This is a genomic window from Tateyamaria sp. Alg231-49 (genome assembly GCF_900143535.1).
Lineage (GTDB): Bacteria > Pseudomonadota > Alphaproteobacteria > Rhodobacterales > Rhodobacteraceae > Tateyamaria.
Genome location: NZ_FRFA01000014.1, coordinates 14,406 through 30,608 on the forward strand (window position 1 = coordinate 14,406; position 16,203 = coordinate 30,608).

Sequence of the window (16,203 nt, forward strand, 5' to 3'; positions counted from 1 at the left end):
CCACCCTTTCAGTCCACCGCGCAGACCCCTCAGGAATGATGTGAACTTATGCAGACCAGTTTTACTCCCGAGCAGCTGACCAAACCGGCCATTCAGCGTTCTAACGACATCCTGCGCAACTGTGTGCATTGCGGGTTCTGTACGGCGACCTGCCCCACCTATCAGGTGCTGGGGGATGAACTCGATTCACCGCGCGGACGCATCTACCTGATCAAGGACATGCTGGAAAATGACCGCACACCGGATGAAAAAGTCGTCAAGCACATCGACCGGTGCCTGTCCTGCCTCGCCTGCATGACGACCTGCCCGTCGGGTGTGCACTACATGCATTTGGTGGACCATGCGCGCGAATACATCGAAGACAATTACAAACGTCCTCTGACCGACCGCGTGCTGCGGTGGGTGCTGGCGCGGATCCTGCCCTACCCCATGCGTTTTCGTGTGGCCTTGCTGGGCGCCAAGATTGGCCGCCCCTTTGCCTGGGCCATGCCGGATGCGCGCCTGCGCGCGATGCTGGAAATGGCGCCCAAACACATCCCGCCTGTCAGCCGCAATGACGATCCACAAAGCTTTGCACCCGAAACAGCGAAGAAAATGCGTGTGGCCCTGATGACGGGCTGTGCGCAAAAGGCGCTGAACACCGACATCAACGATGCCACCATCCGCCTGCTGACCCGACTGGGTTGCGAAGTTGTGGTGGCAGAGGGCGCAGGATGCTGTGGCGCGCTGACCCACCATATGGGCAAGACCAGCGAAAGCCACAGCACAGCAGCCAAGAACATCACAGCTTGGGCGCGTGAAATGGACGGCGAGGGTCTCGACGCCATCGTCATCAATACGTCGGGATGCGGCACGACGGTCAAGGACTACGGGCACATGTTCCGAAATGAACCCTTGGCAGAAGACGCAGCCCGCGTTTCGGCCATCGCCATGGACGTCAGCGAAGTGCTGATGAAACTGGACCTGCCCGGCGGCGCCCCTCAGGACATGACCATCGCCTATCACGCCGCCTGTTCGCTGCAACATGGCCAGCAGATCAAGACCTATCCCAAGGACCTGCTGAAAAAGGCCGGGTTCAAAGTCGTGGAACCGCGCGACAGCCATTTGTGCTGTGGTTCTGCGGGCACCTACAACCTGATGCAGCCCGAGATTTCAAAGCAGCTCAAAGACCGCAAAGTCGACACGCTGATGGCCAAAAACCCCGACATCATTGCCGCTGGCAACATCGGCTGCATGATGCAAATCGGGTCAGCAGCTGGGGTTCCGGTGGTGCATACGGTGGAACTGTTGGATTGGGCCAGCGGCGGGCCACGGCCACCGGCTCTTGATCGCACCAACAGCGATGTGCCAATTTTGCGCTAAATGCGATTTTTGCCCTAATTCTGCCCCTATGTTCTGCCAAAAAGCGGTGTAGTTATATTAGGTACGAAGTAAGGTTGGTTATGCGCCGTTGGATGGCCCTTTCGATCATGACGTTGGTTGTGACGACCACGGCGTTGGCTCAGGACTCGCATTTGCGCAGACTGTCCAACGGGGATGAAGCTAAAGCATGGGAAGCGGTTGGGCGTCTGAACATCGGCGGCACTGGCTTTTGTACGGGCGCATTGATCGCCACGAACATGGTGCTGACGGCGGCTCATTGTCTCTTTGACAAAGACACCGGCGCCCGGATCGATCATTCGCAGGTCGAGTTTCTTGCTGGATGGCGCAATGGACGTGCGTCTGCTTACCGTTCGGTGACACAGGCCGTTGTCCACCCCGAATACGAATATACCGGCCGTATCAGCTCCGAAGGCGTCAGCAATGATCTGGCGTTGTTGCAATTGGATCACCCGATCCGGAACGGCAAGATCCGCCCCTTCTCGACCGAGGCCAAACCCGAACGTGGGGCCAAAGTGGCTGTCGTCAGCTATGGTGCGGGCCGTTCCGAAGCGCCCTCATTGCAGGAATTGTGTAGCGTGCTGGCCCTGCAACAAGGGATGCTGGTCACCTCCTGCACTGTGGATTCAGGCAGCTCAGGAGCGCCGATATTCATGGTACAGGACGGCGAAGTACAGATCGTGTCCATCGTGTCTGCAAAGGCCGAAGTCGAGGGGCAAGCGGTGTCTCTTGGCACATCGCTGGGCGCGCCTCTGGCCCAATTGCAGGCCGAAATGGTGGCCCAGCAGGACGGGATCAGCCGCAGGCTTCAACCCGGGATGCGCAATGACACTGGCGCAAAGTTTCTAAAACCATGAAGTGGCTGGCAATCCTGATTTGCCTCACGATGGGCGGTGTGGCGAGTGCGCAAACCACGTCTTTGCGCACGCTCGACACAGACTATTCCGCAGCCAGTTGGAAGGCGGTAGGTCGTATCGATTTTGGACGCGATGCGTTTTGTTCTGGCACGCTGATCGCGCCCGATCTTGTCCTGACGGCGGCGCATTGCCTCTACCGTCCGGGGTCAAACCGGTTGTGGCCCACAGACTCGATCCGTTTTCACGCAGGCCTGCGCGATGGCGATGCCGTAGCAACGCGTTCAGCACGGGGTGCGGCGGCGCATGAAAAATTCGACCCTATAGGCCCGTTAACAACACAAAACGTGGCCCATGATGTGGCACTGATCCGGCTGGACGAACCGATCTCGACCTTCGAGGTCCCGCCCTTTTACATCCACGATGATCGCATCACGCCGGGCCCGGTAAGCGTCGTGTCCTACGGCCGTGACCGCGCCAACGCACAATCGCGGCAAAAACAGTGCCAAATGCTGAACCAGCTGGGCGACGCTATGATATTTGACTGTGATGTTACCTTTGGATCGTCCGGATCGCCTGTGTTTTCACACCTGAACGGGCGGGGCCGGATTATGGCCGTCATTTCCGGCATGGTCGAGATGGAAGGGCAAAAGCGGTCTGTTGGCATGGTGCTGCCGCAGCGGGTGACTGAGCTGAAAGGCCAGTTGCGCATGCAAGTGGCCCCGCCCACAGCGCAAGTGCGCCGGATCACCGTTGGTGGTGGCGCCCGCAACAACACAGGCGCCAAGTTTGTGCGCCCCTAAGGGTCTTGAACGGCCAAAAATCCTCACCACATAAATGCTATCGGATGCCCATTCGGGGTCCGACCATAGCAACCCTGCGGGTCTGTCCAATGTGGAAGGCTCGCCTGTCATCGCTCAAGTGAGGATTACAATGCGTACATATGACTTTGCACCGCTTTACCGCGCCACCGTTGGTTTTGACCAAATCGCTGACCTGATGGACCGCGCGCTGGCGTCTGATAGCAACGCCAACACCTACCCCCCCTACAACATCGAAAAGACAGACGACGATGCCTATCGCATCTCGATCGCTGTCGCTGGGTTCTCGGATGCGGACCTTCATGTTGAAGTAAAGGAAAAGAAACTGATCGTTTCAGCGAAAAAAGCTGAAGATGAGAAGAAATCTTACCTGCATCGCGGCATCGCCACACGCGCGTTCGAACGCCGGTTTGATCTGGCCGACCATGTGGTCGTGACCGGGGCAAGCCACGTGGATGGTATGCTCCACATCGATCTGGTCAAGGAAGTGCCCGAAGCGCTGAAACCACGCCAGATCCAGATTGCCAGCCAAAAAGCGATTGAGACCGATGTGGTCGACGCCAAGGCCGTCAACTAAGTCACCATATGAAGGCCCGGTGCTTGTGCATCGGGCCACACCCTTACTCGCGGGGCTCGGCCCGCACGAGTTCACCTCGCCCAAAAACTTCTGCCAGATGATGGTTGAAGTTAGCGCCGGCGAAAACAGTCGAACTATTCGCTTCAGACCTGTGGGGTTTGACCGGCCAGCACAGTACGGAACCATGCCGTGTCGATGTTGCCACCACACAGGATCACGCCGACTTTGCGGCCTGCCATTGCATCACGTTCTTGCATCAGACCCGCAAGTGGCGCGGCTCCTGCCCCTTCGGCTACGTTGTGTGTGGCAGTGAAATAGAGACGGATCGCCTCCGCAACTTCGTCGTCGCTGACCGTGATGATACGCTCCGCCCCTTTCGAATAGATGTCGAACGCCTCTTGCACCGGGACACGCACCGCCATCCCATCCGCAAAAGTGTTGGCAGAATTCGTCTCGATCAGACGCCCCGCATCAAAGGACAGCTTTGCCGTCTGCGCCCGGTCCGACACGACTCCAACAACCTTGGTCGCAAGACCCAGAGCATCGCGCGCCAGAATAGTACCGCAAATCCCTGACCCACAACCGATGGGCACATAAACGGTGTCGAGGTCGGGCTGTGCGGTAAACAACTCAAACGCATAGGTGGCCACGCCACGCACCAGTTCGGGGTGATAAGGCGGGACGATGAACAGGCCTTCTTCTTCGGCCACACGATAGGCCTCTTGCCGGGAACTATCGAAATCGTCGCCGAACTCGATCAACTCCGCACCAAAGGCACGCATGGCAGCGTTCTTTTCGACAGAATTCCCATGCGGCGCATAGACTTTGGCCCGCAATCCAGCCGTGGTCGCTGCCCACGCCTGCCCCTGCCCATGATTTCCGCGCGTCGCTGTGCAGATGCCCGGCACCTCTGGATGCGTGCGCACGAGCCAGTCCATAAAGGTTATGGCACCGCGCACTTTGAACGCACCAGTGGGAGTGTGGTTTTCGTGTTTGACCCACACTTCCGCTCTGGCCGCAGCACTGAGAAGCGGCCAGTGGTGCTGCGCCGTGGGCGGCATCCGGGCGTGGACAAGGTTAGCGGCGGCGGTGAGGTCAGCAAGATCAAGCATAGGCCGAACTATCAGTCCAAACCTCGTCGCTTGGCAACCCGACAGAGAGGGCCGCCTACCCCACAGCGACCCGTGGTCGCCCAGCCGCTTCGACGGTCAGGGTCGCCTCGACAAACACCTCGCGGGCTTCGGCCTGTGCTGTGCGGATATCCCGGTGGACGCGCACATCTATCTCTTCGGCCCCCGCTGCCTTGGCGGCAGCCATTGCGCGATCCCGCAATGTCTCTTCCAACCGTGCCAAGGCCGGGTCAGCGCCAGCAAAATCCTCTGGACCGCTGTCCAAGTGTACCCGGAACCGACCCTCGCTGGGCGATGTCACGGTGCCGGTGTGACGCATTGTGACACGTCCCACGACAGCGCCGATGGCATTGGCCACGCCCGCATCATCGGGCAAGATCATCTCGGCCCCAACAAGGTCACCGACAGCAGGGTAGTACGTGCCCGCAGACGCCCCCAAACCAATGACCGGCACACCAAGCCCGGCGTCTACACGCATCGCCCCTCGGTGCCCCTTCATCCCCTTTTGGATCAGAACATGTGTGGCGAGGGCCTCATCCAACCCATCCTCGGCCAAGGCGGCCTGCAACAGTGCCACACCGGTCTGATGGGTCAGTTGATCCACAACCATCTGTGCCATCTGTTCGGGGGTTGCGGCCAGTACGTCACCTGCACCGGTACGTCGACGGCCAAAAAGTTGACAGACCATGGCCGCAGCCCGCGCATCCCACGCCTCAAGCCGTCCCAACACATGGCTCGCATCTGATGGGGTCAGAGCCGACACCTGGACCAACCCGCGCCCCACAAGGCGCTTAAGCGCCCCCTGCTCCATCCGCGTGCGCAAGACAGCATCCAGCGGATGCACGTCCGTCCCGATCCGCGCCAACAGATCAACCTCGCGTGTACTGAGGCCACCCGCGTGCATGCCCTGCACTGCCCGCACAAAACGACCATCGTGATCGCCCGGCGTCGTATTTCGCATTTGTGCCTCAAGCGTGGGCAAAACCACATCCGGAGCCTCAACAGCCAGCAAGGACACAGGCACCACACGGCGCGGGCCAAGTGTCACGCCTCCACGCAGACCTTCGCTCACGAAATGTACCTCGCTGTCGCCGCCAAGGCCGGTGGTGCGCATGGCCACCGCTTCGACCATCGTGCGGTGCTGGCCAACGCGCGCCCCATCTGCATCAATGGCCGGGCGCCCTGCCTTCAGCATGGCCACATCCGTGGTTGTGCCGCCAATATCGCTAACCAGCGCGGTATCAGCCCCCGTCAACCAGCGCGCGCCCACAATCGACGCGGCAGGCCCGCTCAGAATAGTCTCAATCGGGCGCATCCGGGCCTGTGCGGCAGACATCAACGCCCCGTCTCCCCGGACAACCATCATTGGTGCATCAATTCCAATGGTACGCAGTTCCGCCTCTGCCCGCCCAATCAGCGCGTCAATCATCCCAATCAACCGTGCGTTCAACACCGCAGTCAAAGCCCGCTTGGGGCCGCCCAACTTGGCCGACAACTGATGGCTGGCCGACACAGGCGCGCCGGTGGTATCGCGGACAAGCTCAGCAACACGGACTTCATGCGCAGGGTTGCGCGTGGCAAATTGCGCAGCCACAGCAAAGCCGCTCACGTCCTCATTATGTGTCTCTAAAAATTCTAATAGGGCCTGCTCGTCCAATGCGGCCGCCTCTGAACCATCGTGATTATGCCCACCCTCCAGCACGCAAACCGGATCGCCCGCAAGACCATCGGCGAGGCCCTGCGCCTCAAGATCCTTGGCTCGAAACCCGACATAGATCAGGGCAACGCGCCCACCCTGGCCCTCGACCAGCGCATTGGTGGCCAAGGTGGTGGACAACGATGCCATCCCGACTTCTGACGGGTCAATCCGCGCTTGCGCCAGAACTGCGCGCACTGCTGCACCCACACCGATGGCGAGGTCTTGGCGGGTAGTGAGTGCCTTGGCGCGCGCCAGCACGACCTCTTCATCGCGCAGCAAAACCGCATCTGTATACGTGCCGCCAGTATCAACGCCCAACAAGATGGCCATGAGCTAACCCTTACTCCGAACGAAGCTGTGTGACGGCCCACCGAGCCGCATCCGCAATAGCGCCATCTGGATCATCGCAAAGGCCCTGTGCAATCGAAATCAATCGCGGATCGCCTGAATTTCCGATCGCATAAAGCACATTGCGCACAAACCGGTTCCGTCCGATCCGCTTGATCGGTGAACCAGAGAAGCGCGTGCGAAACCCGGCATCATCCAAGACCGCCAATTCGGCCAACGTTGGTGCGCCGACGGCCCCGAGATAGCGCATATCGCTGGCAGCGACGGCAAACTTGTTCCACGGACACACCGCCAAACAGTCATCACAGCCATAAATGCGATTGCCCATCAAAGTGCGGAGATCTTCATCGATGGGACCCTTATGCTCGATCGTCAGATACGAAATGCAGCGCCGTGCATCGAGTTGATAAGGGGCCGGAAATGCATTCGTTGGGCACACGTCGAGACATGCCCGGCATGACCCGCAATGATCCACCTCCTGGGCATCTGGCTCCAACTCCAGCGTCGTGAAAACAGAGCCTAAAAAGGCCCAATTGCCCCAATCACGGCTCACCAAATTGGTGTGCTTGCCCTGCCATCCAAGGCCAGCGGCCTGCCCCAACGCCTTCTCCGGCACGGGGGCCGTATCCACAAATACCTTGATTTGGCCACCGGCCTCGTCAATCAGCCAACGGCCCAACCGTTTCAGCCTTTTCTTGACGATATCGTGGTAGTCGCGCCCCTGCGCATAAACGGAGACTGCACCCAGATCAGGACGCTCCAAAACTGCTAACGGATCGTATTCCGGTGCATAACTCTCGGCCAGCATAAGGATAGAACGGGCCTCAGGCCACAAAGCGGCCGGGTCAGCGCGCCAGTGCATCCGTTCCGCCATCCATCCCATCTGCCCGTGGTGACCCGCCTCCACAAAGGCGGCCAATCGCTCAGCTACATCAGGCACAGCATCCGGGCGACAGACACGGGCCGCAACAAACCCCTCTTCAAGGGCGCGTGCGACAAGAACCTCTTTCAGGCCCATGTTTTCTTCTGACTAAAAATACCACGGGGTCTGGGGTGGAACCCCAGTCCGAACCAAGAATCAGAAATCCAGATCATTGTAGTGCTTGGGCGGCGGAAAGCCTGACACCTGATCGGCCAGAATCGACCGGAAGGCCGGGCGCGACTTGATCTTGGCGTACCAATCCTTGACCACCTCGCTGCGGTTCCAATCCACGTCCGAGATGTAGTCGAGGGCTGACAAGTGGGCCGCAGCAGCAAAGTCGGCCAGCGTCATGACGTCACCCGCCAGCCAGCGGCGATGGTCCAGCAGCCATTTCATGTAATCCAGATGGTATTTGATCGCCTTGGCCCCGTCCTTGACGTTGCGGCTGTCGGGAAAGCCCTGACCCATCATTTTCTTATTCACGCGCTCATAGAGCAGCTTGGACGTCACCTCGTTGTGGAACTTGTCATCGAACCACCCCACAAGGCGGCGAACCTCAAGACGCGCTTCGGCCCCCTTGGGCATCAATGGCGGTTCTGGCCGGGTTTCCTCGATATATTCACAGATGGCGGCACTCTCGCTCATCATCACACCATCAAGACGCAGAACAGGCACTTTGGCCGCCGGGTTGCGACGCAAGAAATCCGGATCGGCGTCCCAATATCGCTCCTCAACCAGTTCCACTTCGATCTTTTTTTCAGCGAGGCTCAGACGAACCTTGCGGCAAAACGGAGAAAGAGGAACGTGAAATAGTCGGGCCATGATTTATCCGGGCGTAGTTCTGGTCAGGCATCCATGCACTTTAGGCGCAACATTTTCAACTCTGGAAACATCGTGCGCGTCCATCCGTGCGGATCGTGGCCGCCCCATCAAGGATTTGTCCCGCCCGCTTTCGTACAAAAGATGATGGTTTGCTGGCGGACCGGCCTTTGGGGTCGGGAAGAATGGCAGCCAGCCGCGCCGCCTGCGTATTTGACAAGGATGCAGCATCCACACCGAAATAATGCTGCGCCGCCGCCTCAACTCCGAACACACCCTCATCAAACTCGGCCACGTTCAAATAAACTTCCAGAATACGCCGCTTGGACCACAAGACCTCAACCAGCGGGGTCATGCCTGCCTCCATCACTTTGCGAATCCACGACCGACCATGCCAAAGGTAGACGTTCTTGACCACCTGCTGGCTGATGGTCGAGGCACCGCGATTGCCGCCCGCATCTATTGCGTCACGAATGGCCGAAACATCCAGACCCCAGTGCAGACAGAAATTGGCATCCTCGGCGGCGACAGCGGCCCGGGCCATAATGGGCGCAATTTGTTCCATATCGACCCACTCACGTTCAACCCCGCCAAGGCGTCGTGATTCCTGAAGCATGTAGAACGTCGTCGGCGGGTTCAGCAGCCCCCAAAGTGCGGTGAAGACCACGGCCAGCAGAAAGACAACCGACACCATCCGCAGCGTCCAGCGCAAAAGCCAGCGCTTTATCCCAAAGGACCGCTTCTGTGACTTCTTCGATGTCTTGGCACTGCTCTTTTTCGCCATGGCGGACATATAGAACAGTCTCGACGCAGGGCGGTAGAGCAGGATTTCATCCCGCCGACAGCTGTGGCTTATCGACCAGCCGCGAAACACACCCCGTCGCCTGTCCCAAAGCAGCGGAGCACGCACCACTCCTGCATCATCACTGCCTAACAGATCTCGCCAAATACGCTCCGATACGCCTTGCACCTTCAAGTGAAGGGTGGATGCCGTCAAAGGCAAAATGACCTCGATCCTCCCGATCCAGCACCGCCTCACTGTCCACAAAGCTCAGCCCCGGCGTCTGAGCCGCCAACCGGGCCAGACGCGCGTCATATTCGACAAGGTAGGGACGGCACCCGGCAAACTGGCCGGACCGCGCACTGGCATAGTATCCCATCCAGATCACTTTGGCCCCACTGGCAAGGATTTCGGCCAGCAAGGTCGCCACTTCTCCGCTCAGATCCGGTGCGATCAACCCGTCCAGTACCGGGTCACAGGCGCGGCAGCCGCAATCCGCGAGAAAATCATTCGCCCCGCCGTTGATCAGAACAAGGTCCCACGGACCCGTGCGGAACTGTGCCCGCACGTCAAAGCCAACTGCACGGCCAAGGCCAGAGGTGTTGGAAAATCGCGCCCCGGCAACCGCATCATTTTCCACCTGCGCGCCCAGCGCCGCACCCATCACGGAAGGGATGTCGCGGCCTGTCCACTTGTGCCACGCTAAAATACTGTCACCTATGGCCAGCACGCGCAGGGGCTCTGCACCCAAAGGTGTGGCCAGACACAACAGCACTGCAAAAACATATCGCATAGCCAAACAGATATGCGGACGGGCGGCCGTTGCCAGTAATTAACTCCATGCTCACCAGAACTTGAGAAAACTCTAATTAATTACAAAGCGTTAATTGCTCACGCCCAATCGCCGATTCTGGTAAAATCTTCATGTCGAAACCAGACAAACTTTGTTGGAGATTGGAGATGATTGACCCCACCACAAATAGCATTCCCGGCGCAGTGCCACCGGAATGCCGCGTTCTGAACGCCGCGGACGCCGCGATGGTCTGGGTGCTGAAATGGTCAGGCGACCCGAACTACGTGATCGCCAACAAGCTTGGCACCATGCCCAGTCGCATCACCGGCATTCTGACCGAACAGACCCATGTGGGCAGCAAGGACAAGGCGACCAAGATGATCGCCTCGCCTGAAAAGGTCTGATCACTCCGCCGGGATCGCGCCTTTGTCGAGAGATAGCGGAGCTGGCAGATGCACCAGCATCTCCTTCGGGCACACCTGAAGGAAGTGATGCTGTTCGTTGTCCCAGTGCTGCAGAATATCCGCCGCCTTGGCACTGCCAGTTTCGCGCAAATGCCGTTCCAGCAACTCTTCGAGCTGGGTCATCCAGTGCAGGACCGTCACGGGGCACGCCACCAGCGTTTCCATGTTCATCCGGTCCATGGCGATGCCGTCGGGATCATAGAGATACGCCATCCCGCCCGTCATGCCAGCGCCAAAGTTCGCACCGATCTCGCCAAGGATCACTGCGACTCCGCCGGTCATGTACTCACACCCGTTGGATCCACAGCCCTCAATGACCACATGCGCGCCCGAGTTGCGCACCGCAAACCGCTCACCCGCGCGCCCGGCAGCAAACAGGAACCCGTCTGTGGCTCCATAAAGCACCGTGTTGCCGATGATAGTATTATCGGCTGCCACGATGGGTGAGGCCATGGGCGGACGCACAACAACGGTGCCGCCCGACAGACCCTTACCCACATAGTCGTTGGCATCCCCGGACACTTCCAGTTTCAGCCCCGGCGCCGCGAAAGCGCCCAAAGACTGGCCAGCTGACCCTGTCAGCTTCACCGTCAGGTGATCCGGTTGCAGCGTATTGCGCATCCCGAACTGCTTGACGATATGGCTGGACGTGCGCGTGCCCACGGTGCGGTGCGTGTTCTGCACCGCGTAAGACAGTTGCATCTTTTCGCCATCTTCAAGGAAGCGCGCTGCATCCCGCACAATCTGGGCATCCAGCGTATCAGGCACCGCATTGCGGTCCTTGTCGCGGTTGTAAACGATGTCCGCAGCACCATCGACAGTGATCAACAGCGGGTTGAGGTCCAGATCGTCCAGATGGGCCGACCCACGCGATACCTGAGCCAACAGGTCCGCACGCCCGATCACGTCATCCATGCTACGTGCACCGATTTCAGCCAGCAGCTCGCGCACTTCCTGGGCGTAGAAGGTGATCAGGTTGACCACTTTGTCCGCGTTCCCGGTGAACTTGTCGCGCAACGCTTCGTCCTGTGTACACACACCCACAGGGCAGGTGTTGGACTGGCACTGACGCACCATAATGCAGCCCATTGCGATCAATGCGGCGGTGCCGATGCCGTATTCCTCGGCCCCCAGCATCGCAGCCATCACGATGTCCCGGCCCGTACGCAAACCACCATCGGTGCGCAGGGTTACGCGTTCACGCAGGTTGTTCATCGACAGCACCTGATGCGCTTCGGTCAGGCCCATTTCCCACGGCAGACCCGCATATTTGATCGATGTCGCAGGCGACGCACCCGTCCCACCGTTGTGGCCCGAGATCAGGATCACGTCCGCTTTGGCCTTGGCCACACCAGCCGCAATCGTTCCAACACCGCTGGACGCAACCAGCTTTACCGTCACCTTACAGCGCGGGTTGATCTGCTTGAGGTCATAGATCAGCTGCGCCAGATCCTCGATGGAATAGATATCGTGGTGCGGCGGCGGCGAAATCAGCGTCACACCTTTGGTCGAGTGACGCAGTCGCGCGATCAGGTCGGTAACCTTCATCCCCGGCAACTGACCGCCCTCACCGGGCTTTGCGCCTTGGGCGACCTTGATCTCCAGCTCTTCGCACTGGTTCAGGTATTCAGCTGTGACGCCAAAGCGGCCAGAAGCCACCTGTTTGATCTTGGCCGACGGGTTGTCGCCGTTGGGTTCAGGGTGGAAGTGAGCCGGGTCTTCACCGCCCTCGCCACTGTCCGACTTCGCCCCAATGCGGTTCATCGCGACGTTCAGTGTTTTGTGCGCCTCCGGGCTCAATGCGCCCAAGGACATACCCGGTGTGACGAACCGCTTGCGGATCGAAGTGATGCTTTCCACCTCTTCCAGCGGAATAGGTGCACCCAGCGGCTTGATGTCCAAAAGGTCACGCAGATGGATCGGCGGGGCAGACTTCATCTTGGCCGAATACTGCTTCCACATCGCATAAGAGGCTTTGTTGCAGGCCATCTGCAGCATGTGCATGGATGTCGCTTCCCACGCGTGGGTCTCACCCGAGTTGCGGGCCTTGTAGAATCCACCGATGGGCAAGACGTTGGTGCCGCCCCAGCCAAGGCTGTGAATTTCCTCTGCCTTGGACTGGATTCCGGTGATGCCGATACCGCTGATGCGGCTGGTCATGCCGGGGAAGTATTCAGCACACATCGCACGGGACAAGCCGACAGCTTCAAAGTTCAGACCGCCGCGATAAGACGACACAACGCTAATACCCATCTTGGCCATGATCTTGAGCAGGCCCTGATCAATCGCGTTGCGATACCGCGCGACCGCCTCAGTCAAGGTTCCATCAATCAAGCCGCGATCAATGCGGTCCGCCAGCGAGTCTTCGGCCAGATAGGCGTTCACCACTGTCGCGCCACACCCGATCAGCACAGCAAAGTAATGCGGATCGATACACTCGGCCGAGCGCACATTGAGCGAACAGAAGGTGCGCAAACCCTTGCGGGTCAGGTGGCTGTGCACCGCGGACGTCGCGAGGATCATCGGCATGGCAATTTTCTCGCCATCCGAATGCTGGTCGGTCAGCACAATGTGCCCTGCACCCGAGCGCACGGCATCCTCAACCTCGCGACGGATCTTGCCCAGTTCGTTGTTCAGGGCACCGGGACCGGGGGTAAAGGTACAGTCAATTTCCACCAGTTCCGCGTTGAATTGGCGTGCCACCTCATCCCACTGCGCATTGCCGACAAAGGGACTGTCGAGCGTGATGATCTCGGTCTGCGCACTGCTTTCATCCAGCACGTTCTTGAGGTTGCCGAAGCGCGTCTTGAGGCTCATCACCCGGAATTCGCGAAGCGAGTCGATGGGCGGGTTGGTGACCTGAGAAAAGTTCTGGCGGAAGAAGTGCGACAGCGGACGATACTTCTTGGACAGAACAGCAGAGGGCGTGTCATCCCCCATGGAGGCGAGCGCTTCTTTGGCGTCTTCGGCCATGGGCGCAAGGATCTGCTCCAACTCTTCGATGGAATACCCGGCTGCAATCTGACGGCGACGCAACTCATCCCCAGTAAACAGAGCCTTTTCCGTGACGCCGGCGATGGCGGGTTCCAGTTCTTTGATCTTGCCGACCCACTCGCCAAAAGGCTGGCTGGCCGCCAGACGGTCTTTGATTTCGGTGTCGTGGTACATCTTGCCTTCGGCCATATCGACAGCCAGCAACTGCCCGGGGCCCAGCGCGCCCTTTTCCACGATGTTGCTTTCTTCGAGCGGGACCATGCCGGTTTCAGAGCCCGCAATAACCATCCCATCGCGCGTCACAACATAGCGCATCGGACGCAAGCCATTCCGGTCGAGACCCGCACAGACCCAGCGGCCATCAGTCATCGCCAAAGCGGCAGGACCGTCCCAAGGCTCCATCACCGAGTTGCAGTAGGAATACATATCGCGCCACGCTTCAGGCAGTTCGACGGCCTGCTTGGACCAACTCTCGGGCACCAGCATCGTTTTTGCCATCGGTGCATTGCGCCCAGCGCGCACCAGCACCTCGAACACGGCGTCCAGCGCGGCAGAGTCACTCGATCCGGACGCCACAATTGGTTTGATGTCTTCGGCCATGTCGCCAAAGGCACCGCTTGCCATGCGAATCTCGTGGCTCTTCATCCAGTTGATGTTGCCCCTCAGCGTGTTGATCTCGCCATTGTGAGCCAACATGCGGAAGGGCTGGGCCAGCCACCACTGCGGGAAGGTATTTGTGGAATAACGCTGGTGATAGATCGCAAAGGCACTCTCGAACCGCTCATCCATCAGGTCGGGGTAAAACTCCGCCACCTGTTCGGCCAGCATCATGCCTTTGTAGATGATCGACCGGCAGGACATCGACGCGATGTAAAGGGTCGGCACCTGTGCCGCCTGTGCCGCCTTTTCGATGCGGCGGCGGATCACGTACAACTCGCGCTCAAACGTCTCTTCATCCACGTCCTTGGAGTTTGAAATCAGGATCTGTTCAATCTCGGGCCGGGTCGCATTCGCCTTTTCGCCAAGGCAGGAAATATCCACGGGCACGTGCCGCCAGCCATAGATGTAATAGCCCATGCGCAGCACTTCGGTTTCGACGATGGTTCGGCAGGTTTCCTGCGCGCCAAAGTCGGTGCGGGGCAAAAACACCTGCCCCACGGCCATCAACCGATCACGATCCGGCGTATGGCCGGTGCGCTCAATCTGGTCATAGAAGAATGGGACTGGGATCTGCACGTGAATGCCCGCACCATCACCGGTTTTACCATCCGCATCTACAGCGCCACGATGCCAGATTGCTTTCAGCGCCTTGATGCCATTTTCGACAACCGCGCGGCTTTTGGAGCCATCCACCGACACAACAAGGCCAACACCACAGGAACTGTGCTCTTCCTCTTGCGAATACAGACCTGTCTCGGCCATCAACGCGCGTTTGGCTTCCTCGCGGGCCACCCATTCGGCATCATATTTGGTCATTGGTCATATCCTTTCGCAGTCGGGACGTAGCGGGCCAAAGAGGCCTCGCAGTCATAAAGTGGGGTCTTTGAGAAGAAGCCGGGTTCGCCCGGGTAGATGAAGTCAACGGGCGTCTTGTCGATCTCGTAGGCACCGTTCGCGCCCTCGCCCTTGTAAGTTCCAGCGATGAAACGACGATGGCGGACCGAGACGTATTCGCTACCGGTCACTTCCAGCATAACACCGTCGGTGGTCTCGTGGCGGGCGGTGAACTCGGTGACAAGAAGGGGCTCACCATCAATCACCACTTCTTCGCCGGTCAGTCGGTCAAAGCCGACGACACGAACGGGGCCGGACTCGCCACGTTGAACAAAGTCATAGGCATCGGTTCCAGTTTCCAGCAGTTCGGTCAGGCTTGCTGGATCATCCGCAGGCTGCACCAGAACCTCGCGACTGGTGGGGAACAGATCATAGCTTTCCAGCCACTGGGTCTCGTAGTCGATCTTGGAAATAAAGAACGGTCCATCGACATCAAATTCTACGCGCCAGTTTTCACCGGGCTGATCGGCCTCACACGTATAGATGTTGGACAGGGAACAACTGCGCGATTGCACAGTCAGTTCCGCGGTACACCCGTCGGGTGGATAAAACAGTGTAGGGTCCTGTGCCGCAACAGGCCCTGCCATCAAAGCGGCGCAAAGAGGCAACGCATATCTCACTGCGACCCCTCCAAATCAGGGTTCAACGCCAGAACATCCGCGCGGGTCAGTTGTTTGTGACCGTCACCGGCATAGGCAAAGCTGTCAGGCTTATGGTCGACAAATATCTCGTGCGTCAGGGTGAACCCGTCAGGGTCGTCAAACAGACCAATGGGCAAATCAGTGCTGCCGAACCACTCGCCTTCCTTCGTCTGGCGGAAATAGAGATTGGTGCCGCACTGACGACACCACGCCCGCTCGGCCCAGTCGCTGCCGGCACGGGTCGCGATATGTTCTTGCCCTTGCCAAGTCACATCCTCGGTCTTGATACTCACCTCAAGCAAAGCAGACCCGGTCCAGCGGCGACACATCTCGCAATGGCAGATGCCGAACGTGTCAGGCACATTCACGGCTTCAAAGCGCACAGCTCCGCAAAGGCATCCTCCTGACTTGTCCATTTCATCGCTC

The 16,203-nt window shown here is 59.1% G+C and carries 14 protein-coding genes; 5 read left to right on the top strand and 9 right to left on the bottom strand.

Annotated elements, in window-relative coordinates; all coding sequences use genetic code 11:
* Nucleotides 1-48 precede the first annotated feature (48 nt).
* The 4 genes from glcF to DHN60_RS17390 all read left to right on the top strand — a co-directional run bounded on the left by glcF (nt 49) and on the right by DHN60_RS17390 (nt 3,632).
* A complete protein-coding gene (gene glcF / locus DHN60_RS17375; RefSeq protein ID WP_108838596.1) occupies nt 49-1,362 on the top strand; it encodes a glycolate oxidase subunit GlcF in 1,314 nt (437 codons plus the stop codon).
* 80 nt (nt 1,363-1,442) lie between these two features.
* Nucleotides 1,443-2,237: a serine protease gene (locus DHN60_RS17380; protein WP_234423688.1), complete on the top strand. Its 795-nt coding sequence runs from the start codon at nt 1,443-1,445 to the stop codon at nt 2,235-2,237.
* Nucleotides 2,234-3,037: a serine protease gene (locus DHN60_RS17385; RefSeq protein WP_108838597.1), complete on the top strand. Its 804-nt coding sequence runs from the start codon at nt 2,234-2,236 to the stop codon at nt 3,035-3,037. Before DHN60_RS17380 ends, DHN60_RS17385 begins: the two co-directional genes overlap by 4 nt.
* A 130-nt stretch (nt 3,038-3,167) precedes the next feature.
* Complete coding sequence (locus tag DHN60_RS17390; RefSeq protein ID WP_108838643.1) at nt 3,168-3,632, top strand: Hsp20 family protein; 465 nt, start codon at nt 3,168-3,170, stop codon at nt 3,630-3,632.
* Between the two features lie 143 nt (nt 3,633-3,775).
* Here the strand turns inward: DHN60_RS17390 and DHN60_RS17395 are convergent, their stop codons facing one another.
* From DHN60_RS17395 to DHN60_RS17420, 6 genes are all read right to left on the bottom strand, one after another.
* Entirely contained in the window at nt 3,776-4,744 is a 969-nt protein-coding gene (locus tag DHN60_RS17395; protein ID WP_108838598.1) for a threonine dehydratase, read from the bottom strand.
* Nucleotides 4,745-4,799: 55 nt separating this feature from the next.
* Nucleotides 4,800-6,791, bottom strand: coding sequence for a hydantoinase/oxoprolinase N-terminal domain-containing protein (locus DHN60_RS17400; RefSeq protein WP_108838599.1), 1,992 nt, complete (start codon nt 6,789-6,791; stop codon nt 4,800-4,802).
* A 10-nt stretch (nt 6,792-6,801) separates the two neighbouring features.
* Nucleotides 6,802-7,827, bottom strand: coding sequence for a tRNA epoxyqueuosine(34) reductase QueG (queG, locus tag DHN60_RS17405; RefSeq protein ID WP_108838600.1), 1,026 nt, complete (start codon nt 7,825-7,827; stop codon nt 6,802-6,804).
* Between the two features lie 60 nt (nt 7,828-7,887).
* Nucleotides 7,888-8,553, bottom strand: coding sequence for a glutathione S-transferase family protein (locus DHN60_RS17410; protein WP_108838601.1), 666 nt, complete (start codon nt 8,551-8,553; stop codon nt 7,888-7,890).
* A gap of 55 nt (nt 8,554-8,608) precedes the next feature.
* Nucleotides 8,609-9,334, bottom strand: coding sequence for a monofunctional biosynthetic peptidoglycan transglycosylase (gene mtgA / locus DHN60_RS17415; RefSeq protein WP_108838644.1), 726 nt, complete (start codon nt 9,332-9,334; stop codon nt 8,609-8,611).
* Between the two features lie 139 nt (nt 9,335-9,473).
* Nucleotides 9,474-10,124: an SGNH/GDSL hydrolase family protein gene (locus DHN60_RS17420; protein ID WP_108838602.1), complete on the bottom strand. Its 651-nt coding sequence runs from the start codon at nt 10,122-10,124 to the stop codon at nt 9,474-9,476.
* Between the two features lie 167 nt (nt 10,125-10,291).
* Here DHN60_RS17420 and DHN60_RS17425 point away from each other — a divergent pair, with 167 nt between their 5' ends.
* Nucleotides 10,292-10,528: a hypothetical protein gene (locus tag DHN60_RS17425; protein WP_108838603.1), complete on the top strand. Its 237-nt coding sequence runs from the start codon at nt 10,292-10,294 to the stop codon at nt 10,526-10,528.
* On the opposite strand, the gene gltB is transcribed toward DHN60_RS17425, so the two are convergent.
* Genes gltB through DHN60_RS17440 form a run of 3 tightly spaced genes read right to left on the bottom strand, consistent with a single transcriptional unit; the run spans nt 10,529 to nt 16,193 of the window.
* Nucleotides 10,529-15,058, bottom strand: a complete 4,530-nt coding sequence (gene gltB, locus DHN60_RS17430; protein WP_108838604.1) for a glutamate synthase large subunit — start codon at nt 15,056-15,058, stop codon at nt 10,529-10,531.
* Entirely contained in the window at nt 15,055-15,756 is a 702-nt protein-coding gene (locus DHN60_RS17435; RefSeq protein ID WP_234423689.1) for a hypothetical protein, read from the bottom strand. The genes gltB and DHN60_RS17435 overlap by 4 nt, the downstream gene beginning before the upstream one ends.
* Nucleotides 15,753-16,193 (bottom strand): GFA family protein, encoded by a 441-nt coding sequence (locus DHN60_RS17440; protein ID WP_108838606.1) that lies wholly within the window; start codon nt 16,191-16,193, stop codon nt 15,753-15,755. Before DHN60_RS17440 ends, DHN60_RS17435 begins: the two co-directional genes overlap by 4 nt.
* Between the last annotated feature and the right edge of the window lie 10 nt (nt 16,194-16,203).

Bases quoted from the DNA above. Each gene is read 5' to 3' on its own strand.
- DHN60_RS17395 (WP_108838598.1), bottom strand. From the start codon at position 4,744: ATGCTTGATCTTGCTGACCTCACCGCCGCCGCTAACCTTGTCCACGCC.
- DHN60_RS17440 (WP_108838606.1), bottom strand. From the start codon at position 16,193: ATGGACAAGTCAGGAGGATGCCTTTGCGGAGCTGTGCGCTTTGAAGCC.
- DHN60_RS17420 (WP_108838602.1), bottom strand. From the start codon at position 10,124: ATGCGATATGTTTTTGCAGTGCTGTTGTGTCTGGCCACACCTTTGGGT.
- DHN60_RS17410 (WP_108838601.1), bottom strand. From the start codon at position 8,553: ATGGCCCGACTATTTCACGTTCCTCTTTCTCCGTTTTGCCGCAAGGTT.
- glcF (WP_108838596.1), top strand. From the start codon at position 49: ATGCAGACCAGTTTTACTCCCGAGCAGCTGACCAAACCGGCCATTCAG.
- queG (WP_108838600.1), bottom strand. From the start codon at position 7,827: ATGGGCCTGAAAGAGGTTCTTGTCGCACGCGCCCTTGAAGAGGGGTTT.
- DHN60_RS17425 (WP_108838603.1), top strand. From the start codon at position 10,292: ATGATTGACCCCACCACAAATAGCATTCCCGGCGCAGTGCCACCGGAA.
- DHN60_RS17380 (WP_234423688.1), top strand. From the start codon at position 1,443: ATGCGCCGTTGGATGGCCCTTTCGATCATGACGTTGGTTGTGACGACC.
- DHN60_RS17385 (WP_108838597.1), top strand. From the start codon at position 2,234: ATGAAGTGGCTGGCAATCCTGATTTGCCTCACGATGGGCGGTGTGGCG.
- DHN60_RS17390 (WP_108838643.1), top strand. From the start codon at position 3,168: ATGCGTACATATGACTTTGCACCGCTTTACCGCGCCACCGTTGGTTTT.
- DHN60_RS17400 (WP_108838599.1), bottom strand. From the start codon at position 6,791: ATGGCCATCTTGTTGGGCGTTGATACTGGCGGCACGTATACAGATGCG.
- mtgA (WP_108838644.1), bottom strand. From the start codon at position 9,334: ATGGCGAAAAAGAGCAGTGCCAAGACATCGAAGAAGTCACAGAAGCGG.
- gltB (WP_108838604.1), bottom strand. From the start codon at position 15,058: ATGACCAAATATGATGCCGAATGGGTGGCCCGCGAGGAAGCCAAACGC.